Source organism: Ruegeria sp. AJ12 (genome assembly GCF_056536245.1).
On sequence record NZ_JBQFJJ010000002.1, the window covers coordinates 101,568 to 124,293 of the forward strand.

At 58.8% G+C, this 22,726-nt stretch carries 16 protein-coding genes; 5 read left to right on the plus strand and 11 right to left on the minus strand.

The genetic code is table 11. The annotated features are described in order from the left end of the window. Nucleotides 1-33 precede the first annotated feature (33 nt). Nucleotides 34-3,849, minus strand: a complete 3,816-nt coding sequence (locus ACR3E0_RS20765) for a beta strand repeat-containing protein (RefSeq protein WP_480481300.1) — start codon at nucleotides 3,847-3,849, stop codon at nucleotides 34-36. Between the two features lie 228 nt (nucleotides 3,850-4,077). Here ACR3E0_RS20765 and ACR3E0_RS20770 point away from each other — a divergent pair, with 228 nt between their 5' ends. The 5 genes from ACR3E0_RS20770 to ACR3E0_RS20790 all read left to right on the plus strand — a co-directional run bounded on the left by ACR3E0_RS20770 (nucleotide 4,078) and on the right by ACR3E0_RS20790 (nucleotide 11,357). Further along, entirely contained in the window at nucleotides 4,078-6,126 is a 2,049-nt protein-coding gene (locus tag ACR3E0_RS20770; protein WP_480481302.1) for a M10 family metallopeptidase C-terminal domain-containing protein, read from the plus strand. Between the two features lie 685 nt (nucleotides 6,127-6,811). Continuing rightward, nucleotides 6,812-7,936 (plus strand): extracellular solute-binding protein, encoded by a 1,125-nt coding sequence (locus ACR3E0_RS20775; RefSeq protein ID WP_480481304.1) that lies wholly within the window; start codon nucleotides 6,812-6,814, stop codon nucleotides 7,934-7,936. Nucleotides 7,937-8,052: 116 nt separating this feature from the next. Then, nucleotides 8,053-9,165 carry an ABC transporter ATP-binding protein gene (locus ACR3E0_RS20780; protein ID WP_480481306.1) on the plus strand — a complete coding sequence of 371 codons (1,113 nt, stop codon included), beginning with the start codon at nucleotides 8,053-8,055 and terminating at the stop codon, nucleotides 9,163-9,165. Nucleotides 9,166-9,177: 12 nt separating this feature from the next. Further along, nucleotides 9,178-10,098, plus strand: coding sequence for an ABC transporter permease (locus ACR3E0_RS20785; protein WP_480481308.1), 921 nt, complete (start codon nucleotides 9,178-9,180; stop codon nucleotides 10,096-10,098). After that, nucleotides 10,095-11,357, plus strand: coding sequence for an ABC transporter permease (locus ACR3E0_RS20790; RefSeq protein WP_480481310.1), 1,263 nt, complete (start codon nucleotides 10,095-10,097; stop codon nucleotides 11,355-11,357). Before ACR3E0_RS20785 ends, ACR3E0_RS20790 begins: the two co-directional genes overlap by 4 nt. Before the next feature lie 39 nt (nucleotides 11,358-11,396). On the opposite strand, the gene ACR3E0_RS20795 is transcribed toward ACR3E0_RS20790, so the two are convergent. The 10 genes from ACR3E0_RS20795 to ACR3E0_RS20840 form a co-directional block, all read right to left on the minus strand. Beyond that, nucleotides 11,397-13,316: a beta-galactosidase gene (locus ACR3E0_RS20795; RefSeq protein ID WP_480481312.1), complete on the minus strand. Its 1,920-nt coding sequence runs from the start codon at nucleotides 13,314-13,316 to the stop codon at nucleotides 11,397-11,399. Then, entirely contained in the window at nucleotides 13,313-14,173 is an 861-nt protein-coding gene (locus ACR3E0_RS20800) for an SMP-30/gluconolactonase/LRE family protein (RefSeq protein WP_480481314.1), read from the minus strand. The genes ACR3E0_RS20795 and ACR3E0_RS20800 overlap by 4 nt, the downstream gene beginning before the upstream one ends. Continuing rightward, nucleotides 14,170-14,775, minus strand: coding sequence for a 2-dehydro-3-deoxy-6-phosphogalactonate aldolase (locus ACR3E0_RS20805; RefSeq protein ID WP_480481316.1), 606 nt, complete (start codon nucleotides 14,773-14,775; stop codon nucleotides 14,170-14,172). Before ACR3E0_RS20805 ends, ACR3E0_RS20800 begins: the two co-directional genes overlap by 4 nt. Beyond that, nucleotides 14,772-15,665 carry a 2-dehydro-3-deoxygalactonokinase gene (locus ACR3E0_RS20810; RefSeq protein ID WP_480481318.1) on the minus strand — a complete coding sequence of 298 codons (894 nt, stop codon included), beginning with the start codon at nucleotides 15,663-15,665 and terminating at the stop codon, nucleotides 14,772-14,774. Before ACR3E0_RS20810 ends, ACR3E0_RS20805 begins: the two co-directional genes overlap by 4 nt. 4 nt (nucleotides 15,666-15,669) lie before the next feature. Further along, nucleotides 15,670-16,437: an SDR family NAD(P)-dependent oxidoreductase gene (locus tag ACR3E0_RS20815; RefSeq protein ID WP_480481320.1), complete on the minus strand. Its 768-nt coding sequence runs from the start codon at nucleotides 16,435-16,437 to the stop codon at nucleotides 15,670-15,672. After that, nucleotides 16,437-18,146: an IlvD/Edd family dehydratase gene (locus ACR3E0_RS20820; protein ID WP_480481322.1), complete on the minus strand. Its 1,710-nt coding sequence runs from the start codon at nucleotides 18,144-18,146 to the stop codon at nucleotides 16,437-16,439. Before ACR3E0_RS20820 ends, ACR3E0_RS20815 begins: the two co-directional genes overlap by 1 nt. A gap of 26 nt (nucleotides 18,147-18,172) precedes the next feature. After that, entirely contained in the window at nucleotides 18,173-19,513 is a 1,341-nt protein-coding gene (melA, locus tag ACR3E0_RS20825) for an alpha-galactosidase (protein WP_480481323.1), read from the minus strand. Between the two features lie 21 nt (nucleotides 19,514-19,534). After that, entirely contained in the window at nucleotides 19,535-20,383 is an 849-nt protein-coding gene (locus tag ACR3E0_RS20830; protein WP_480481325.1) for a carbohydrate ABC transporter permease, read from the minus strand. 1 nt (nucleotide 20,384) lies between these two features. Further along, complete coding sequence (locus ACR3E0_RS20835; RefSeq protein WP_480481735.1) at nucleotides 20,385-21,311, minus strand: carbohydrate ABC transporter permease; 927 nt, start codon at nucleotides 21,309-21,311, stop codon at nucleotides 20,385-20,387. A 97-nt stretch (nucleotides 21,312-21,408) separates the two neighbouring features. Next, nucleotides 21,409-22,668: an ABC transporter substrate-binding protein gene (locus ACR3E0_RS20840; RefSeq protein WP_480481327.1), complete on the minus strand. Its 1,260-nt coding sequence runs from the start codon at nucleotides 22,666-22,668 to the stop codon at nucleotides 21,409-21,411. Nucleotides 22,669-22,726: the final 58 nt, after the last annotated feature.

Sequence of the window (22,726 nt, forward strand, 5' to 3'; positions counted from 1 at the left end):
GTTTTTTGCGCGGATGCTGCGGGGCCGTCCGGGTCAGCTTGAGGTGCCGGTCGGGTCGGTGTGCAGGATATTGTCCGCAGACAGACTGCTCAGATCGCCCAGCCCGTCGAAAATCGCGACATTTTCAACGCTTGCCGTATCAGATGCGGCGTAGTCGACTTTCACCAGAACACTGTCCGTGCCATCTGTGGCGAGCATGTAAATGTCGTCTCCGGATTGTGCGCCGGACAGACTTTCTGCCGCCGCTTCGAGCGTTCCCGATGTGAGATCTGCCAGAATGGAGGTCAAACCAATGAAACCAGTGTCTGTGCCAAGGGTACCGCCCAGTGTGAGCAGCTCGAATTCCGTCCCATCACCTCGCAGCGAACTAACGTCCAGACCGCTGAACATGAGTGCATCGGACACGTCAGCCGCCGGTCCGACGGAGAACCCGATGATCGTGTCGACACCATTGTCGGACGGGGTCGCCTCGAACACGACAACATCGCGACCGGCTTCGGCGACATCAATCGTGTCATCACCCTCACCGCCAAGGATGACGGTATCCAGATTTGAGGCCGTCAGAGTGTCGTTTCCATCGGTGCCGATCTGCAGAACCGACGGTCCACCGTCAGGTGTGGTGATCGTCAGCTCAATGGGCTGGGCGGCGTCCTGGACCGTCATCGTGAAGGTGACCAGGGGTTGCGACAGGTCAGTGAAAGTTGTCGCAGCCCCGGCAAAGTTTATGACGTCTCCTGCTCCTGGCTCTGCAAGAAACAGGTCAAATTCGCCGTTTTCGGTGTCTGAGCCGGAGTCAAAGGTCACTACGGAAGAGTCAAATCCCAGCTGAGCAGTCATCGCCAGACCACCTGAGATATCCCGGTCCGGATCAGCGTGAATCTGGAACGTCACGGTCGACCCGCTGCGCCCGGCTTCTGTTATGATGTAAGCTGCGGGAACATGCGCGGTCGCTTCGTCGGAAACCGGCACAGGATCGGGGCCTCCGGAAACTGTCGCCTCGGCCGAGAAATCCAGGGTGTCGCCGGCATCCGTTCCCGCAAAAAACGACGCAGGCACCGTCAGCGACCATGTTCCATCCGCTGCAACGGTGGCCGTACCGACCGAAACGCTGTTGAGCGTGACATCAACCGCCTGACCTGCTCCCAGGCCAATCGAAGACCCGCTGACAACCACACCTGCGCTTTGCGCATCGGCCAGCGACACTGCGCCGTTCGTGCCGATTGCAGTCAAACTCAGAGCGGGCCTGAAATCAGTGGTGACCGACGTCGTGGCTGCTGATGCGCTGTTTCCGGCCACGTCATCCACGGTCGCGGAGACCGTGTAATTTGTGACATCCGAAAGCCCCGCCAGGTCCAAGGCCGGAACAGTGGTCGTCCAGGCCCCGCCTGATACAACACCGGTATAGGTCTGGCCCCCAAGGGTAACCGAAACGGTTTGCCCATCTTCGGCTGTGGTTGTCCCGGATATTGTCAGGTCGCTGTCCCGCTCGACCACATCCAGCACCGCGCCGACCGGCAAGGCATCCAGTGCAATTGTCGGAGCTGTGAAGTCGGTCGTGAAACTGGATGTGTCCTGACTATCATTTCCCGCGCTGTCCACCGCCGATGCACTGACGGTATAGGTCTCCGAATCCTGCAGACCGCTCAAATCAGCGGGCGAGGCCGTATAGGTCCAAACCCCTCCGGAAACCGTGGCGGTCCCGCTGGCATCGACCGTGCCATCCGCCCGGGCAATCTCAACCGAAATCACCGCGCCGTTCGGGAGGTCCGATGTTCCGGATACGGTCAGGTTCGTGCCCTGCTCGGCAGCATTCATGACAGCACCATCAGACAGGTTCGTGATCGAAACGGTCGGTGCGGTGAAATCCGTATCGAAGCTGTTGCTGGCCTGAACCGCCGGGTTGCCTGCGAGATCAGACACATCTGCGGTTACTGTTATCGTTGCACCATCTGACAGGGTGGAGAGGTCGCTGGCGGGTGCAGTCACGCTCCATCCGCCGCCCGAGACTGTGCCGGTGTATGTTTCACCGTTCATGGAAACGGTGACGACCTGTCCGTCCTCGGCATTTGTCGAGCCGGTGATTATCAGATCTGTACCGCGTTCCGCTGCGCTCATGATTGCGCCATCCGAAAAGGTGTCGATGCTGAGCGTTGGGGCACTGGCATCCTTTGACAGTGGGACACTGGCCTGCGGCGCGACCAGCCCGTCGGCATCCGCGACGTCTGCCGTCACTGAAAAGGCGCCGCCATCCGTCAGCGCGGCAAGGTCCGCTGCGGGTATTGTGACGCTCCAATTGCCGCCCGACACGGATCCCGTATAGGTTTGGCCATCAAGTGTAACCGTCACTTGCTGACCATCGCCGACATTTCCGGTCGTTCCAGTTATGGTCAGGTCCGATCCGGTCTCAGCTGCATTCAACACTGATCCAACGGACAAGGGCGCAATCGCAACGCTGGGTCCTGTCAGATCCACCGGCACAGAGACAGAGACCGGAACCGAAGAGTTACCGGCTGCATCGTCGACGGTGACGCTGATCGAGGCCGGTGTGCCCGTGCTCAGGCCCGCAAGGTCGCCGCTGGGAACCGTAATGCTCCAGCTTCCACCAGAGGCGGTGCCCGAATAGGTCTGGCCTTCGAATGTCACCGTGACGGTTTGACCGTCTTCCGCCGTTGTTGATCCGGTCAGTGTCAGATCGCTGCTCAGGTCGATCAGGTCAATCGACCCGCCCGCAACGGCGTTGAGTGTCAAGGTCGGTGCGGTGAAATCTGTGTCAAAACTGTTGCCGGCCTGAACTGCCGGGTTTCCCGCCCGATCTGCGACGTCTGCGGTGACCGCGACGGTTGCGCCATCGGACAGCGCCGCCAGATCTGACGCGGGTACAGTGACGCTCCATTGTCCGCCCGATGCCGTTCCCGAATAGGTTTGTCCGTTGATTGTGACGGTGACGGGCTGGCCGTTTTCCGCATCAGTTGTGCCGGTCACCGTCAGGTCCGTTGACTGTTCGGCTGAGTTCAGCACGGCCCCGTCCGAAAACCCGGTGATTGATATCGTCGGTGGGACAGTGTCGACATCGAAGGTGGCCGATTCGACGGACAGTTCATCGCCCATGCCGTCCAGATGCCTTACTGTAACGGTTGAAGCGCCTTGCGGCAGACCAGCCGCCTCAACGGCAGTCAGTGAAACGTCCCAACTGCCGTCCCCGTTTGGGGTTATGGTTTTGACCACCGATCCGATCGTGACTTCGACGGTGGTTGTTCCGGTGGGAGATATTGAACCCGTGCTGACACTACTCAGCGCTGTGGCCTGCAAACCGGCGAGGTTGAGGCTGGGGTATGTGGTTGGTGCCGGCGCAGGGTCGTCAGAACCGCCGCCGCCTCCTGCGGCCGCGGCTGCTCCGGCCAGTCCGACGCCCCCCAGAACCGCTCCGGCACCGCTGATACCACCCGCAGCACCGGCACCGCCGGCCTCGGCAACCACGCTGAATTGTGCAATTTCAGCCACGGCTTCTTCGGCGATCATTATCGCGCCGCTGTCCAGGACCTGGACGTTTTCAGCGGCCACGACCAATGTCCGCCCATCCGCCATCTTCAATTGAACATCGCCGTTCTTCAAAAGCTTGACCGAGCGGACACCGGGCAGTGTTTCTGCGAACTGAAACGCATACAGTTCTTCCACCGTGGCCTGCGACAAGGCCGGCAGCGCCATCAGCGTTGACCCAAGACCCCCGGCGATCCCGCGACCGGCCCATCGGCGTATCTTGCCGTCAATCCACTTGCGGATATGGGTCTTGCGATCTGTATCCGAATAATCGGCGGCTGGTCGGGTGTTGGAGTCAGACGTGTTGGTCATCAAGCCCTCACTTGCGGTTTTTGCGATCCCTTGCGGGGGACAGTTCGGTCCGGATCTGGATCTGTTCATCTGTCTTGCCCTTTGATTACTGCTGGGATCGGACCAGAAAAGTTTGAGTTAAACTGAAGCCGAACTCCTCGATTTCACCACATTCCCGCTCTGGTTTCGCTTTGGCATCGGATCATCCTGCTGTCTGGGCCAGGGGTGGCTTTGGGGGTGATCGGTTTGATGCTTCAGTTCGAAAGAGTGGTTGCAACGGGGAGCACGGCGCTCGATTCAGGTATCGGCGATACGGCTTTAAAAACGTTTAACGGGGACACGTATCTCTACACGGTCACCGGTCCGGCCGGCGGCGTCGCGGTCTGGCGGCTGGTGGACGGGGCGATTCCGCAATTGGTGGACACCGAGTATTACGCCGGCTCAATCACCTTTCTGGTGGGGCGTAGCGCCGCGTCTGTGACATTGGCGGGCGCGGATCAACTGGTGCTGGACGTCAACACCGCCACGGGTCTTGTCGGTTACGATCTGAACTCGGACGGAACCATCGGCGGTCTGCAGGAAACCGGAACCCTGATCGGCGGGGGCAACATCTCGGCGGTTGCGCAGGCCTCACTTGGCGCGGGCGATGTGCTGGCCCTTGCGCATCAGGACACCGGCCAGATCGGAACCTATCAAGTAAATGGCGACGGGACCTTGACGCTGGCCGGATTGGTGGCGGGGCGCTCCGATTCGATGCAGGTTTTGCAATCCGGGGCAGGGCAGTTTGTTGTGTCTGTTGATGGGGCCGGAAATGGCATCACAACGTACGAGCTCAACACCGTTAGCGGAGCCCTGACTGAAATTGACAACAGCGCATCCATCGCAACCTTGGGAGTCGCAGTGCCGACGGCGGTAGAAGTTGTTCAGGCATACGGCCAGTCCTGGGTCGTGGTCGCCGGGTCAGGCAGCAACTCCTTAAGCGTAATGGAACTGAGCAATGACGGCAGACTGATCCCGACCGATCACGCGTTGGACACGCTGAATACTCGGTTCGGTTCCGTTCAGGATGTGTCCGTGGTCGAAGTGAACGGACGTGTGTTCGTTGTCGCGGGCGGCGGGGATGACGGCGTTACCCTGTTCACTCTCACGCCAGACGGACAGCTTGTTCATTTGGACAGTTTTGCGGATACGTTGGACAGCGGCCTTCAGAACGTTCAGACTCTCAGCGTTGCGCATGTCGGAGACGAGCTGCAGATCTGGGCTGCTGCCCAGCAGGACGCCGGACTGACGCAGCTGACCGTCTCGGTAGCCAATCTGGGTGTGGTGCAAGAGGCATTCGGCATCGTGAACGGCACCTCACAGGACGATATGCTGAGTGGGAGCGTGCTGGAGGCGACGTTGTTGGGTGGGGCAGGGGACGACATCCTGATTGCCGGAACCGCTGCAACCGCAATGACGGGCGGGACTGGTGCTGACATCTTTGTGATGCAATATGGCAGCGAGCCCACGACGATCACCGATTTCGAGTCGGGAATCGACCGGTTGGACCTGTTTGATTTCCCGATGCTGCGGTCTCCGGCGCAGTTGACCTTTACCAGCACCGCGCGGGGAGCGGATATTCAATACCTTGACGGAATCGTTCATGTGCAGTCGGCATCCGGGGGGCCGTTGTCCAGCGAGGATGTGTTCGGGGCGGGTTTTGGCGGGCCGGATCACATCCCGGTCGATTTTGGGGATTTCGGTGGACTGAACCCAGACAGTTCAGATGGCGTGCAAGGGGCCGTATCGGTAAATTCCGAGACCTCAAACCCGGGCCTGACAGATGCTGAGATCAGGTTTACGCCCTCTGGTGGAGGCACCATCAGCGCCAGAGCCGACGATGAAGGACGTTTCGACCTGGACTTACCTCCGGGAACGTTCTCCGGCGAGTTGGACATCATCAAGACCTACTCAACGGCGAGCGACAAAATCAATGCTCTAGACGCATTGCAGGTGTTGCGCATTTCTGTCGGACTGGACCCGACCTGGGGTCCGGCGGCGCCGGAGAACCTGATTGCCGCAGACATTACGCGGGACGGTGCGATTAATGCGCTGGACGCGTTGGCCATATTGCAGGTGGCAGTCGGACAAACCCCGGCCCATGAACCGGAATGGGTGTTTCTGGATGCCGATGCGGACCTGTCCGGCATCACGCGTAACAACGTGGACTATGAGACCGGCGTGGATATCGTGGCGGTTGATGGGGTGGTGTCGGTGGACATGACATCAATTCTGCTGGGAAATCTTGAGGCCGTTTGAATCCAGCTGCGTGGGATCATCCAATTTGCAGGATTTGGTTTCCAGCAAAATCAGATGCTTAGGATACTCAACGTGTGAGAGACGGAAATCTTGAACGTTCGATTTGGTAAACCGGATTGCAGTGCCTCTTGGTGTGCAGGTTCGATCCGCGTTGAGTTTTGTTGGAAAGATGCTGTGGAGCGGCCCAAGGCGGTCTCGTCAGATTGGCTGAGTGATAGGCTGCCGCTCATCTAGTCTGCGGAGACCAAGTCAATCAACTGGGATCATCTGTTTGCACCAGTTAACAAGCCTCAACCAGACGCCAACGACATTGATCAGTAAGGAAGAGCCTTTCAATCGACAGCCTCATCGGCGTCGTCTGCCAGATCGATCCAGATGGTTTTGAGCCGCAGACCTGGTTTGTAGACCAGGCACTATGGCACTCTTTATCTCTGCGCTTGACTGCGGCGACCTTGCCAAACGGAAATCCAAGCGAAATCCTGAGCGGAGCGAACCTGTTGCGTCCCTCGTGGTCACTGTTTGGGGGGCGACAGAAACACAAAGGTGTGACTTCAGAAGATGAGAATACGCGTGAAACTGGACTTATGAATTCCGCCAACTGTCACTTTTTGGCTGACGCGAGGGCGATGAAAATCCTATCAATAAATCACAACAAAAAAATCAGTCCAATATCGGGAGAAAATCAATGGCTGACAGAAAGACACTATCCAGACGCTCTGTCCTAAAAAGCGCAGGTGCCGCTGCGCTGGCGGCGCCGCTTTACAGCAAAAGTGCGCTGGCCTCGTCGGGGGAAATCAACATCCTGATGTGGTCGGACTATCTGCCGCCCACTTTTATCCAGGAATTTGAAACGCTTACCGGGATCAAAGTGAATTATACCGGCATCGGTTCGAACGAAGAAATTATCAACAAGATGAAGGCCACCAAGGGTCAGGGATTCGATATTGTCTCGCCCACCAACAACCGCTCGCTGCAGTGGGAGCCGCTGGAGTTGTTGCAGCCGTTCGATATGAACAAGGTGCCGATCGATCTGGTGAACCCCGCGATGGCCAAGATCGGCACGGATGCGTGGGACTTTGGCGGCAGCGGCGCACACTGGCTGCCACATATCTGGGGCACCGAAGGCATCGCCTATCGCACCGACCTGTGGCTGCCGGATGGTGACGCGCCGTCTTATGGCGACGTTTGGGCCGAGGAAAACGCCGGCAAGACCATGGGCCGTGCGCATTCGATGATGTTGGGCGCGGGTCTGTACATGGAACGTGCGGGCGAGATGGAGCCGGGTTCTGTCTGGGCTGCTTATGGTGACGAAGACACCATGCGCAAGGTCTGGGGTCAGATCGCCGATTGGTGTATTGCCCGCAAGGATCGCATCAAGCTGATCTGGAACGATGCGGACACGCAAAAGAACGGCTTGCTGAACGAAGGTGTCGTTGTCGGCCAGACCTGGGACGGTCCGCCGCTGGCACTGAAATCGGCCGGTGAACCTGTCCACTATCAGGCGCCTGTCGAAGGTGCGATGGCCTGGGTTGACGGTATCTCGATGCCGACCGGGGCCGCAAATATCGACCAGGTCTATGCCTTCATCGACTTTGCCTATCAGGCCAAGCCGGCCGGCGTCGCGATCGACAGCCACGGGTATAACTCACCGGTTCTGGGCGCGGATCAGTACTCCGGCGACACCTACAAGAAGAACTTTGCCGAGGCCTATCCGGGCGACTCGCTGGCCAACCTCAACCCGTGGCCGGCCGAAGCGCCCTGGTACGCCGAAACCCGGACCGAGTTCGTCAACAAGTTCAAGAGCGCCTGATCGCTTTGAAATCCAGCCCCCCGCATACTGTGCGGGGGGCAGTTTCCCGCATGCCGGTTTGGCATGTCGGGCCGACAATGGTGCGGTGAGTACGCGCCCATACGGAGATATCAACCATGAGTGCAGGGGTCGGAGTCGATCTGGAGAACCTGTGGATCCGTTTCGGTGATTTTGTCGCCGTGCGCGATGCGAATGTGAACATCAACGGGGGCGACTTCTTTTCCTTCCTCGGACCGTCTGGCTGCGGCAAGACCACCATCTTGCGGGCCGTGTCCGGGTTTCTGGAGCCGAGCGAGGGCAATGTTCTGATCGGCGGCAACAATATGAAGGGCATCGGGCCGAACAAACGCCCGACGGCTCTGATCTTTCAGAACCTCGCGTTGTTCCCGCTCATGAAAGTCTGGGAAAACATCACCTTTTCCATGGAGATCAAAGGTGCCAGTTCGGCGGAACGTCGCAAACGAGGGGATGAGCTGCTCGATATGATCGCGCTGCCGGGGCAGGGGGACAAACTGCCAAGCGAGCTGTCCGGTGGTCAGCGTCAGCGGGTTGCAATCGCGCGTGCGCTGTGTGCGGAGCCGGACGTGTTGTTGTTGGACGAACCGCTGTCAGCGTTGGACCTGAAACTGCGTCAGCACATGCGGACGGAACTGCGTGAGATCCAGCAGCGCGTTGGCATCACTTTTATCTACATTACCCACGACCAAGGCGAAGCCCTGACCATGTCGGACAATATCGCCGTTATGCGGGCAGGAGTGATCGATCAGATCGCGGACGGCAAAACCATCTACAACGATCCAACAACAGCCTTTGCCGCTTCGTTCGTCGGCGAAAACAATGTGTTCCGGGGCAAAATCAAGAGCGTTATGGGCAACGAAGCGTTGATCTCCACCAACCGCTCGGGCGATTTGGTCGCGCGGATTTCGACGGCCAATCAAGGCAAGATGAAAGAAGGCGATGACGCCATGATGTTCATCCGACCCGAAGCCTTTGCCATCGCCCCCGACGGGGCGACCGGAGATCACTTTGTCACCGCACGGGTGAACCACGAAGAATTCGAAGGCAATGTCTTCAACATCTTTACCGAAGGCGAAGGCGGAAAAGAGATCAAAGTGTCCCTGCCGAATATCGGTCAGTCCTTCGAGGATCACACCGGTCAGACCATCACGCTGGAATATGAGACGCGAAACGCGGTTCTGGTTCCGGCGGGCGAACTGGCCGCAGAGTAAGGGGTAGAACACATGCCCCGATTTCTGAAGGACTTCTTCAACCGCAACGGCACCGGCATGGGGGCGGCAATCCTTGGTCTGGTTGTATTCTGGACCATCGGCCTGATCATCCTGCCGCAGCTGTCGATGCTGGACTTTTCCTTCCGACCGAACCTGCCGCCGCCGGAGATTGGCGGGCCCAAGGACGTCTATACGCTGGAGAACTACAAGTACCTGATTTACGGGCCGGAAGGTGGCAGTCAGGCCTATAATGCCGTTGATTTACGCGTGTTTTTCCGAACGCTCCTGGCGGCGATCTGCGTGACGATCTTCAACCTGATCATCTGCTACCCGATCGCTTACTATCTCGGTCAATCCAAGGGCAGTCATATCCGTATCTTCGCGATCATGCTGATTATCCCCTACTGGATCAACGAGATCCTGAGGGCGTTCGCGCTGCGCATCATCTTTGGCGAAACCGGCGTGCTGAACACTCTGTTTGTAGGGCTGGGCATCTGGGATACGCCCTTTGATTTTATCCGCAACGATATCGCGCTCTATGCCGGGCTTGGATACGCCTACATCCTGTTGATGATCTTCCCGATCTACAACGTGATCGAAAGTCTGGATCACAACCAGATCGAAGCCGCGCGCGACCTGGGTGCACCCTGGTGGCGGATTCACTGGCGGGTCGTCATCCCTTATGCCAAGCCGGGGATCAGTTCGGGCTGTACCATGGTGTTCATGCTCAGTGCCGGTGCGCTGGCCGCGCCCCAGATTCTGGGCGGACCGTCGTCGCTTTGGTTCACGCAGCTGATCTATCAGCAGTTCAATGACAACAATGACTGGCCGCAAGGGGCCGCCTACGCCATCGTTCTGCTGGTCACCTGTATCCTGTTCGTGCTGGCCGTGATGCGCCTGTTCAAGGTCAACATGGGGGATATCGGGAAATGAACGCGTCCTTCCTCCGCATCAGCATCTGGGTCTATCTGGCGATCTTTTTCGCCTATCTGCTGGGTCCGCTGGTGATCATGTCGGTCACGGCGTTCAACTCGTCCGGTTTCCCGAGGATGAGCCCCTGGGAATGCCTGACGTTCCAGTGGTTCAACGAGCTGTTTCAGGATCAGCGCATTCTGAATGGCATCAAGAACTCGCTGATCATAGGGGCGGGTACGGTTGTTCTTTCGGTGGCGATGGGTCTGGCCGGTGCACTGATGCTGACGCAAATCTGGCCCAAGCTGCGCGCGACCTACTATACGATCATCATCGCGCCGATCCTGATTCCCGGTGTGGTTCTGGGTATCTCGACGCTGGTGTTCTGGGACCGGATCAACCGGATGCTCGGGCTGGGCGCGGACAGTGTTCTGTCGAACGGGATCTTCCTGACGGTGATCGGTCAGTCCACCTTCATCGCCAGTTACTGCATGCTGGTTCTGGTGGCGCGCTTGCAGCGCTATGACGTCGCTCTCACCGAAGCGGCGCTGGATCTGGGCGCAAGCCACGCACAGGCCTTTCGGAAGATCCTGCTGCCCTTCATGCGCCCGGCGATTGCCTCAGCAGCCGTGTTGGCGTTCCTCGCCTCGTTCGAAAACTACAACACCACCACGTTTACCTTCGGCGAGTACCCGACGCTGACCATCGAGTTGGCGCAAAAGGTACGCTACGGCATCACCCCGTCGATCTCGGCGCTGGCCTTTATCATCGTCGCGCTGACCGTCTTCTTTGCCCTGCTCAACGAAGCCAAATTGAAACGTCAGGAACTGGTGGCGGCGGCCCGCAAAAATGCGACGGTCGAGGAACTGGCAGGCAAGATCAAACTGCCCAGCTTTTTTGCCGGAAACACTGCAGCGGTTTTGCTGGTGGTTTTTGCGGTGGCAACGATCACGGTGGTTGGAACTGCGACGGTTTACAACCCGGCGCAGTGCATCGCGGACGTCCGTGAGCAAAAGCAGCTTGAAGCGGAACAGCGCATTCAGGAACTGCGCAAGCAGCGCGAGGAACGGCGCAAACAGCAAGAGGTGCAGGAAGCCGAACAAGAGGGCGCACAGACCGCGCCAAGACCGTCGAACAACAGCGGCTTTGGTAATGTCTTCGCACCGAATTCTCTGGGTGGTGACAGTGACGAGGACTCCTCAGACACTGAAACCCAACCCTCGAACAACAGCGGTTTCGGAGGGGTGTTTGACCCCAACAGCCTGCAAAGCGATCAATAGCGGCAGCGCTTCAAAAGACCAGACCCGCCCGCACCGGCTTTAGGCTGGTGCGGGCGGATCACGTTTGACAATAGCAACATCGCAGCCATCTATCCGATGTCCGTTCCAGGCGACGGGGCGTGCGTTGTAGTTGATCAAAAACGTATGATCCGCCGTTTCGCGCCGCCTCAGACCTTCCGGCATTGGGTGCAGGACAAGGCCGGTTTTCTGCACGGCCATGGTAACAACCTGATCCCACAAATCGTCGTTTGGAGCGCCCGCAAGATACCAAAGGCCTTCCGACCCTTTCATTGCGGCGGTTCCGTCAGCAAAAGTCAGCAAAGTCTCCGCACCGCCTGACAGCCGGTCGATCCAATGCAGCGCGGCTCCGCCGCCGTCGACCGCTCGCGTAACATTGGGCGGAAGCGTTTCGACCAGATCAACGTGACAATCCAGACCGTCCAGCCCGGGCCGGCCCGTTTCGGGGATACGAAACTCGGGCGTTATTGCGCCGGCTCTTGGTCCCAACAGAGTCAGATCACCGCCTGCTGTCAGCCGCTTCTCCAATTGGCCGTCCACCGTTGCAAGCCCGGGTGCAAGGATCAGCTTGTACCCATTTGCGGGTACATCGGTTGCGGAGATGAAATCAATCGACAATCCCGCTCTCCGCAGGGCCTGATAGGCCGAAAAGACCAGCTTGAAATAGTCAAACCCGGCCCCTTGCGGCAACGCAGACCAGGCCCAGTCAGAGGCGTAGTCAAACAGAATTGCGACCTGCGCCCGTGTCTGTTGAACTGCGCCGAGATCCTCCAGATCCTTTGCGGTCTGAGCGGCTTCGGCCAATCCCGGTGCTGCGCGGTTGTCCGGCGCGAACAGTCCCGCATGCATCTTTTCCTGTGCAAACGGTGCCTGCCGCCAGCGGAAATAGCTGACCACTTCGGCGCCGTGTGCCACGGCTTCGAGCGACCACAGACGCACCATGCCGGGCAGCGGAGCCGGGTTGTAAGGGGCCCAGTTGACCGGGCCGGGCTGTTGCTCCATCACCCACCACCGGCCACGGCCGACAGCGCGGTAGAGATCGTGGTGGAAAGCCTGCATGTCGGGATCGCCCTGCTGCAGAAACGCTGTTTTGTGGGATTCTCCGGATTCAAGCCGGTCGGACAGGAACCCGATCGGATAGCTGTCCCACGTGGCGATATCCAGATCCGCACCGACTGCGAAATGGTCGAATTCCAAGGTGCGGCCCATGTAGTTATGCAGCATCGGTGCATCAGTCAGCCGACGCAAAACATCGACCTGCGCCTTGTTGAACGCCACCACCTGATCCGAACTGAACCGGCGAAACGCGAGATCATGCGCCGGGTTGGGCTCCGTCACGGTCAGGTTAGGGAGGTCGATCTGATCGAAAGAGTTGTACTCCATGGACCAGAACACATTGCCCCAGGCCTCATTCAGAACATCGATGGTACCGTATCGATCCGCCAGCCAGTTGCGGAACGCCGCCAGGGCAGGGACACCGTAGCTGATCGCAGTGTCATGGCAGCCATATTCATTGTCGATCTGCCAGGCGGTTACATGCGGGTTACGCCCATAGCGCTCCCCCATGATCCGCGCAATGCGGACACATTCGTCAATGTAGCCGGCATGGCTAAAGCAATAGTGTCGGCGGGATCCAAATTTGCGTGAGTTGCCCGTTGCATCCACCGCAAGCATGTCCGGGTGCTTGTCCAGCATCCAACGTGGCGGCGTCGCGGTTGGTGTACCCAAAACAACTTTCAGCCCGGCGGACCCGAGAGTTTCAATCGCCCGGTCCAGCCAGTCAAATTGCAGGTCGCCCGGGCGGGGTTCCATCCGGCTCCAGCCAAATTCGCCGATCCGGACCCGGCGCAATCCGGATTCGACCATGCGTGCGGCATCCTCCGCCCACATCGCCTCTGGCCAATGTTCGGGGTAATAGCAAACGCCAAGTTCTGGCTTCATAAGTGGACTCTGTGTTCTGCCTGACCCCGCCCCGCGTCCGCGCTGGCAAAGGTCATTCCATTGGTAGGTTGCGATTCAATTGCCTCGGCACTTAACCCGTCTCGGGCGGATGTGCAAAACAGTGTTGTCAGATCTGAACCGCCAAAAGCCGGGCAGGACGTATGGGCGGCGTCAAATGAAATGGCCCGCAGGAATTTGCCATTAGCGGAATAGGCCGCGACCCGTCCGACACCCCATTGTGCGATCCAGATGTTGCCATCGGTGTCCACCACGGCGCCGTCCGGGTTCAGCCCGTCGTCACGCAGATCCAGAAATACGGCACTGTCCCCTTCGGGCCAGCCCGTCTCCGCGTTCAGGTCCCAGCGCCGCACTTGCCGCGTGCGTGTGTCGCAGAAATAGGCGCAGGAGCGATCCGGCGCGAAACAAATCGCGTTTGAAATCGTCACATCACTGACCAGACGTCGCAGTTCCCCCCGCCAAAAGCGGTAGATTGAACCAGCCCCGGGTTCCGCGTGTTTCCCCATGGTCCCAATCCAGAATCCGCCCCACGGGTCAGCGCGACCGTCATTGGAGCGAGTCACAGGATTGTCCGCCTCAAGAGGCACGACCAGGTCTTTCCGACCTGACGTCAACTCAAACCGCCAGAGCCCTGTTTCTGAGGCGACCAACAGCGTGTCATGATCCACCCACCCGGCGGCCGAGACATGCTCGGGGAATTCCCAACTTTGCTGTTCATCGTCCTTCCGCGTCATCAGACGCTTGCCCACGATATCAAACCAGAAAAGCTGTTGCCGCCCGGGGTGCCATAGGGGCCCTTCGCCCAACCCGCACGGACGGTCGTCAAAGACTGCGCTCATGCTGCGGCCCTGTCATATGCGGCGACGATGTTTTTGGCGTGATCCGCGATCTCGGCAACCTGCAAACCGGGTTTGTAAAGGGCCGAGCCAATACCAAATCCGTCGGCTCCAGCCGCGATCCACTCGGCAAAGTTGTCCGGGCCGGCACCGCCAACAGCAAAGACCATCGCGCCCGCCGGCAGAACCGGGCGCAGCGCGGCCAGACCTGTCGGTCCGGCGATCACACCGGGGAACAGTTTCAGCCCCGTTGCTCCGGCCTGCAATGCGGCAAAGGCTTCGGTGGGGGTGTAAACGCCCGGCCAGCTTTGCAGGCCCAAGGCCACAGACCGGCGGATGACATCGGTATCGCAGTTTGGGGAGACAATCAGTTTGCCGCCAACCTCAGACACTGCCTCAACCTGTTCGGGCGTGAGAACAGTGCCCGCCCCGATCAAGGCGCGATCTCCGAACGCCTCGGCCAACAAGCCAATGCTGCGCAGCGGATCCGGGGAGTTTAACGGCACCTCGATCCGGTCGATCCCGGCTTCGATCACGACCTGCCCGACAGCCATGGCTTCGGAAGGGTCCAAGCCCCTAAGGATCGCAATGATTGGACGGCTCATACGGTCTGCCTCGTCAGGTTTCGGGCCAGTGCAAGACCCGCCAAGGTGGTTGGAATGGCACTAACGGTTTCTGCCAATGCCCCCTGTTGTTCCAGGGCCCGCGCGTAGATCTGCGACACGTTTTCCGCCCCGATGATCGCCAATTGCTGCCCCAGCCAATAGGGTCGCGTCGCGGCCAGTTCCACGCCGATCAATTGGCCGGACAGGCGCGCGCGCGCGGTGTTTCCGTCCTGCCCCAGCAACAGATCCGCCGCGCGCAGGCCAAACAATCGGGCGGCCAGTTGCTCCGGCTTTGTCAGAGCATCCGCAACCGCCTCTGCAAAGGCCGCGTCATCCCAGCCATCGCCGATGGAGTGCCGCAATACCGATTGGCTGCACAAAAGCTCGAAAATCTCGCCCGTCATGAATGTGCGGAAACTCACAACCTCTCCGGCGCTGATCTGAACCCACTTTGTGTGCGTCCCGGGCAGGCAGAGAACGCCATCCCAGTTTTGTCGGGACGCCAGAAACCCAGCGATCTGAGTTTCTTCCCCGCGCATCACGTCAGGTGGGGCGTTCTGTTTGAGGCCGGGCACGACGAACGCCCGAATGCGGGGGTCCGTGTTTGGAACACGGATCGGGGCGGCGGGTACGGGCTCGGACGGTACCGCAGAGTAGGGGGCTTCAACCCAACCCTGACGCGCGCCGACCATCCCGCAGGCGATGACGTCCACCGGTGCGGAACCCAACCAGTCAGCCACCAGTTCCAGTAACGCCGGCTGAAACGCGCCCTTTGCCACGCGTGCCATCCCGCGATCCGATTGCGCCTGATCCAGCACGGTTGCCCCTTGCATGGCCCAGGCCCGCAGATGGGACGTACCCCAATCAACGGCGATCCATTCTGTATTCATGACATCACCCTGTCACCACCACGCCGCCATCAACGGCCATACACTGACCGGTCATGGCGCGGCTGGCCTCTGATGCAAGAAACAGCGTGGGTGCGACCATATCTTCGGGCGTCAGATGTTCTTTCAGACATTGACGCTCCATATGCGCCGCTAGGTCTTCCGGCGTGGCCCACATGTCCAGCTGCTTCTGCGTCAAAACCCATCCCGGCGCCAAGGCATTCACGCGGATGTTCTGCGGGCCTAGTTCACGCGCAAGAGATCGCGTCATACCGGTAATACCGGCGTTGGACGTTGTGTAGATCGGATAGCCGGAGTTGCCCATCATGTAGCTGATCGAGCTGAAATTGATAATCGAACCGCCCTTGCCCAGCATCTGGCGCCCCGCTTCCTGACAGGCAAAGTAATAAGCCTTGAGGTTGACCTCGATCATCCAGTCCCAAAACTCGGGCGTGCTTTCCTCCAGCGAGTGGCGCTTGTCGTTGGCCGCGTTGTTGACCAACACGTTCAATGGCCCATGCGCCTCGGCGGCCTTGGTCATCGTGGCGTGCAGCAACTCGGTATCCGTCATGTCACCCTGCATGAACAGGGGCGCGCGGTCGTGTTTGTCGCGCATCTCATCCACAAAAGCGCTGGCATCCGAGCGACCTATGAAGGCAACGTTTGCACCCTGGGCCAGAAACCCATCCGTGAGCGCAGCGCCAACGCCCGAGCCGCCGCCGGTGATGTAGACGGAGGCACCGTTCAGATCGTGAAATGTCGCTGGCTGGTCCATCAATGGCTCTCTCTCGTCACAAGGCGGGTGTCTTTGCCGACAAGGAAATCAAGATCGGCACCCCGATCAGCCTGCAGCACATGGTCGATATACAGTTTTGCGTAACCGCGGGTGTAATGCGGATCGTCCGGTTTCCAGTTGGCGCGACGCGCCTCCAATTCCTGCGCATCCACCAACAGTTCGAGCTCGCCTTTGCTGGCCGAGACGCGGATGCGGTCACCGGTTTTGACGAGTGCAAGTGTGCCGCCCGCTTGCGCTTCGGGACTGACATGCAGGATGACCGTACCGTAGGCCGTGCCGGACATGCGGGCATCCGAGATGCGGATCATGTCGCGCACGCCGTCCTTCACCAACTTGGCCGGGATCGGCATGTTGCCCACCTCGGGCATACCGGGATAGCCCTTGGGCCCGCAGCCTTTGAGCACCAGAATGGTCTCGGGCGTCACCGGCAGGTCGTCGCGGTCAATATTGGCTTTCAGGTCTTCGATGTTTTCGAACACGTAAGCTTCGGCCTCGGTTTCCAGCAGCGTATCCGTTGCGGCCGACGGTTTCACAATTGCCCCGTTTGGCGCGAGGTTGCCGCGCAAAACACGCAATCCGGCGGCGGGCTTAACCGGGTCGTCGAACGGCCGGATCACATCGTCGTTAAAGCACTCTGCACCCTCGTAATGGGCCGCGATATCCTTGTTCAAAACCGTCTTGGCCGGGCGCAAGAACGGTTTGAGTTCTGATAGAACAACTGGAACACCCCCGGCGTAGCAGAAGTCTTCCATCAGGTATTTGCCCGACGGCATACAATTCACCAGCAACGGGATGTCCGATCCGATCTCGAAATCCTTCAAGGTCAGATCAACGCCAACACGACCGGCCAGCGCCAGCAGGTGCACAACCGCATTTGTCGATCCACCCACGGCTGCATTCGCCAGAATGGCGTTTTCAAATGCTTCCTTGGTGAGGATGTCCGATGGCTTCAGGTCTTCGTCCACCATCTCGACAATCCGTTTGCCGGTCAGATGGGCCAACGCCATACGGCGGGCATCGACGGCGGGCAGGGCGGCGTTGGTGGGCAGGGACATACCCATCGCCTCAACCAGCGACGCCATCGTGGACGCGGTGCCCATCGTCATGCAGACACCCGCGCTGCGCGACATGCCGGATTCGGCATTCATGAAATCCTGAAGGGTCATTTCTCCGGCACGGACAGCCTCGGAGAATTTCCAGACATCCGTGCCCGAGCCGATGTCCTGACCGCGATACTTGCCGTTCAGCATCGGGCCGGAACTGACCACAATAGATGGCAGATCGACCGAGGCCGCGCCCATCAGTTGCCCCGGTGTGGTCTTGTCGCACCCGCCCAGCAGCACGACCCCGTCAATGCCATAGGCGCGGATCGATTCCTCGACATCCATGGCCAGCAGGTTGCGAAACAGCATGGCCGTGGGCTTCATCTGCGTTTCACCCAGCGACATCACCGGAAACTCGACCGGAAAACCACCCGCTTCCCAGACACCGCGTTTGACGCCTTCGGCCAGATCGCGCAGGCCTGAGTTGCAGGGGGTCAGTTCAGACCATGTGTTGCAGATTCCGATGATAGGACGCCCATCAAAAGCGTGATCGGGAAACCCCTGGTTCTTCATCCACGACCGGTGGATGAAGCCATCCTTGTCCAGCTTGCCATACCAGTGCTGTGAACGGCGTTTCTTTGTCATTGTCTTTCAGCCTTGCGAAGTTGGGGTCAGGCAGCCTTGGCGGGTTTGCACCAGTCCGGCAGCCAATCGGCGTGCGCTGCAAGAAGATCATTCACCAGATTGCGGATCTGGCGCAGATCCAGTTCCGCAGCGGTATGGGGATCCAGCATGGCAGCGTGATAGATGTGTTCCGGATTCTGCTCAACCAGGGCCCGTACCGTCAGCTCCTGCACGTTGATCTGCGTGCGCATCAACGCGATCAACTGCGGCGGGATATCTGTGACGACTGACGGCTGAACACCATTTGCATCTACGAGGCAGGGTGTTTCAACAACAGCACCCAAGGGCAGCTGCGGGATCTGGCCCGTATTGGGCATGTTGCCATATGTTGCATAGGCAGCGTCAGTGACGATTGCGTTCATCAGGTCAGCCGCAAATTCGTGACTGCGGGTGACTTCAATGTCGCGGCCATCCGTCAGGGTCTTGGCCTGCTCCTTCCAGTTGGCGACCTGCTCGACACAGCGCGTCGGGTACTCATCCAGCGGAATGCTGAACTGCTCGATCAGGTCTTCGCGGCCATCCTTGATGAACCACGGAACATATTCCGCAAAATGCTCGGAACTTTCGGTGCAGAAATAGCCGAGATGATCCATCACTTCGTACCGCACCTTGTTCGGGCAGCGGGGCATCAGCAAGGGCGGCTTGGGAAGACGCCCACTTTGATACCCTTGACGCAGGGCGGGGTATAGGTCGCGACCGTTGTGCTGCAATTGCAGGAAAAAGGCGACGTGATTGATTCCTGCGACTTTGTAGCGGAATTCGTCCTTCGGCAGGTCCAGATCATGGGCGAGTTCTTCGACCGTATTCTGAACAGAATGGCACAGGCCGACCTGTTTCAGGTTTGGGAAACGCTCGGCCAGTGCCCAGGTGTTGATTGCCATCGGGTTGACGTATTGCAGCAACGTGGCATTCGGACAAAGCTGCATCATGTCCTGCGCGACGTCCCACAAAACGGGAACTGTGCGAAGACCTCGCATGATCCCGCCGACCCCCATCGTGTCCGCAATCGTCTGTCGCAGGCCGTATTGCTTGGGGATTTCGAAATCCGTCACCGTGCAGGGCTGGTATCCACCGATCTGGAACGCGGTGATGACAAAATCGGCCCCATCCAGCGCTGCACGTCGGTCGGTGTGCGTTGAGACGGTCGCACCGGTCCCAACCGAGCGGATCATCGCGCGCGCCACGGTCTCGCTTTCCGCTAGGCGCACCGGATCGATATCCATCAGCGCAAAATGACTGTCGGCCAGCGCAGGGGTCAGCAGTGCGTCGCCCACGATGTTTTGCATGAAAATCGTGGAACCCGCACCAATAAAGGTGATTCTGGTCATGTAGCGAACTCCGGTTCGAAGTTATTTTACGGCACCGAGGGTCAATCCCGCGATGAAGTGTTTCTGCATCAGGAAGAACATGGCCACCGGCGGCAACGCCGCGACGATGGAACCGGCACTCATTAATTGATACGCCGCCCTGAATTGCGCGTTAAAGCTGGTAATTCCGGCCGTAACCGGCTGGCTTTCCGCGCCCTGGGTCAGAACAACGGCCCAGAAGTAATCGTTCCAGATGAAGGTAAAGATCAGCACGCTGAGCGCGGCAATCGCAGGCTTCATCAGTGGTAGTACGACGTACCAGAAAATACGCCATTCACTGATGCCTTCAACCCGTGCAGCCTCAATCAGCTCGAACGGAAGCGCGCGAATGAAATTTCGCATGAACAGCGTGCAGAATCCGGTCTGGAATGCGATGTGAAACAGGACCAGGCCGGTTTTGGTGTTGTAGAGACCCAGTTGCAGAGTCAAGTCGCGCACCGGCACCATGAGAATCTGGAACGGCACAAAGTTGCCCGCAACGAACAGGAAGAAAATCCAGAGGTTGGATTTGAACTTGTAGATCCCCAGTGCGAACCCGGTCATGCAGCTGAGCGCGACACATCCGATCACGGTGGGTACGGTGATCATGAACGAGTTCAGCAGATAACGCGGCATGTCGGAGTTGAAGAACACCTGCCCATAGTTGAAAGCGCCCTCGAAACTGGACGGCATTCCCCAATAGTTTGCATTGGTGAAATCTGCCGCGGGTTTGACCGAGAATAGCGCAACTGCCAAGAGAGGGCCGAGCCACAGCAGCAAAGCCAAAGGCAGCATCGCCTGATAGGTGATCTGTGCCGTGCGGGGTTGTTTTTCGATGGGTTTGGGAAACATCTCAGTGCCCCTTCTCTTCGCGGTACATCGACCAGAGGAAATAGGCGATGAAACACAGCATGATGAGGAACAGGATCACCGCGATCGCCGCGCCGTATCCCATGCGGAAACCATATTCGGACAAGGCGACCTCGAACATGTAATAGGCCAGCACGCGCGATGACCCGAAGGGTCCCCCTTGGGTCATGATCGAGATCAGGTCAAAGGACCGCAGCGCGCCGATGATGGTCACAACAAAGGCGATGAAGGTCGCGGGGCGCAGTTGCGGCAGGATGATGTGCCATAGCATCCGCCCCCCCTTGGCGCCGTCCAGACGTCCGGCTTCGATCTGTTCGGGGTCCACGGCATTCAGGCCAGTGAGATAGAGGATCATGCAATAGGCCGTTTGCGGCCAGAGACCGGCAAAGATGATGCCGTATGTCACAAACCTCTCGTCGCCAAGAATATTCAGGGGGCCCATTCCGAAAAAGCTGAGGAATTCATTCAGAAGGCCAAAAGTCGGGTCGTAGAACCAGGTGAACACAAGGCCGACGACAACCTGACTAATGACAAAGGGGAAGAAAAACAGTGATTTATACAGACGAATGCCCCAGACTGTCTGGTTCAGGAACAAAGCGATGAACAGCCCAGCCGGGATCGCCAAAAGGTACAGCAGCAGCCAGATCAGGTTGTTCTTCAGCGAGATGTAGAACGCATCCCGGTCGACCCACTCCCAATACAGGTCTTCGTAGTTGCGAAAACCGACATATTCTGCGGCGCCCAGCCCGTCCCATTCGTACAGCGACAGGTTAAAGGATTGAAACACCGGGATGATCACATAGACCATAAAGAACAGCAGGCCCGGAGCCAGAAAAAGCCAGGGCGCGATGCGTTGTTGGTTCCTGTGGAACCAGCTTTCTTGTTCTGGGACGTCGACGGCAACGGTCATGGCAAAACTCTGGCTTTGTGGGGCAGGGCGGGCCATGACCCGCCTTGCAATTGATTAAGTTTCCGGGCCGAACATTGGTCCGGCCCTTTGGGCACAATCAGTTGTCGTAGATGCGCTGACGTGCACGTTCCAGCTTGGCCAGAATCTTGTCCGCATCGTCCGGCTTGACCATGAATTCCTGGAAGCCTTCCATCGACGCCTTGGCCATTTCTGCAGGCGCGTCACGGTCCCAGAACTGGGCAACACCGCCGGGGCTGTTGGTCGACAACATCTCAAAGCCCTGCTGCAGGAACTTGTCGTCATCCACCGACGATTGAGCATTCACCGGAAGCTGCCCAAGGTTTGCGCCGTTGTTGATCTCGGTCTGTTCGGCCGGTGATACGGCAAAGCGCAGGAATTCACGGGCCGCTTCTTTATTCGACGCATTGGCCGGGATGTGGAACGTATCCGTTGGTGCGTCCTCGGCCAGTTCGACATCGGGGTTGATCGCGACAAACTGGTAGAAGTCCAGTTGATCGTCGGTCAGCCCGGCCTCACGCAAGGGCGCCACCGCGAAGTTGCCCATCAGATAGGCCGTCGCGTCACCATTCACCATGAAGGGCAGGGCTTCCTGCCAGCTATAGGTCTGGTGATTGTCGATGAAGGCACCCATGTCGATCAGCTGTTTCCAATTGGCGAAGGTCTGCTTGACCCGATCGTCTTCCCAGCTGACTTCGCCATTTGCGAGTTGCTGATGGAAGTCGAATCCGTTGGTGCGCATGTTCAGGTAGTCGAACCAGCCACCCGCCGTCCAAAGGAACTTGGTGCCGATGGTATAGCAGGCGCGGCCCGAATCGACGATCTTCTGGCAGTTTGCCAGCTCTTCTTCCCAAGTGGTCGGTTCGCTCAGGCCCAACTCGTCAAAGATGTCTTTGCGATAGTAGACGCCCCACTGGTAGTAGGTGTAGGGCACGCCCCACTGCTTGCCATCAATGGTCATCGCACCTTTGGTCGATGCGAGGTTGTCGGCAATCGCAGGCTCGGCCCATAGGTCTGACACATCCTCGAACAGGCCGGCCTCGACATACGGTTTCATCCGGTTGGCGGCATACCAGGTGGCCACATCCGGTGTGTCTGCAGTCAGGAAGTTGCGAATCTGGGTCTTGTACGCCTCACGGTCGATCACGGTGGTTTCGATCTCCAACCCCGGGTGCTGAGCCGCGAATCGTTCGATCATCGCTTCCATCGTCGCGCGCGGTGCGGGGTTCGAAGTATCGAGAAAGATTCTCAGATCGCCAGTCAGTTCAGCCGCAACCGGCGCAGCAAGTGCAACACTTGCAGCCAGAGCGGCCGCTGTGCGCTTGAACATGGAATGCATGGTTTCCTCCCTTAAGCTTCCATTTTGGTTCCAAATAATGAAACCATGTTTTATATAT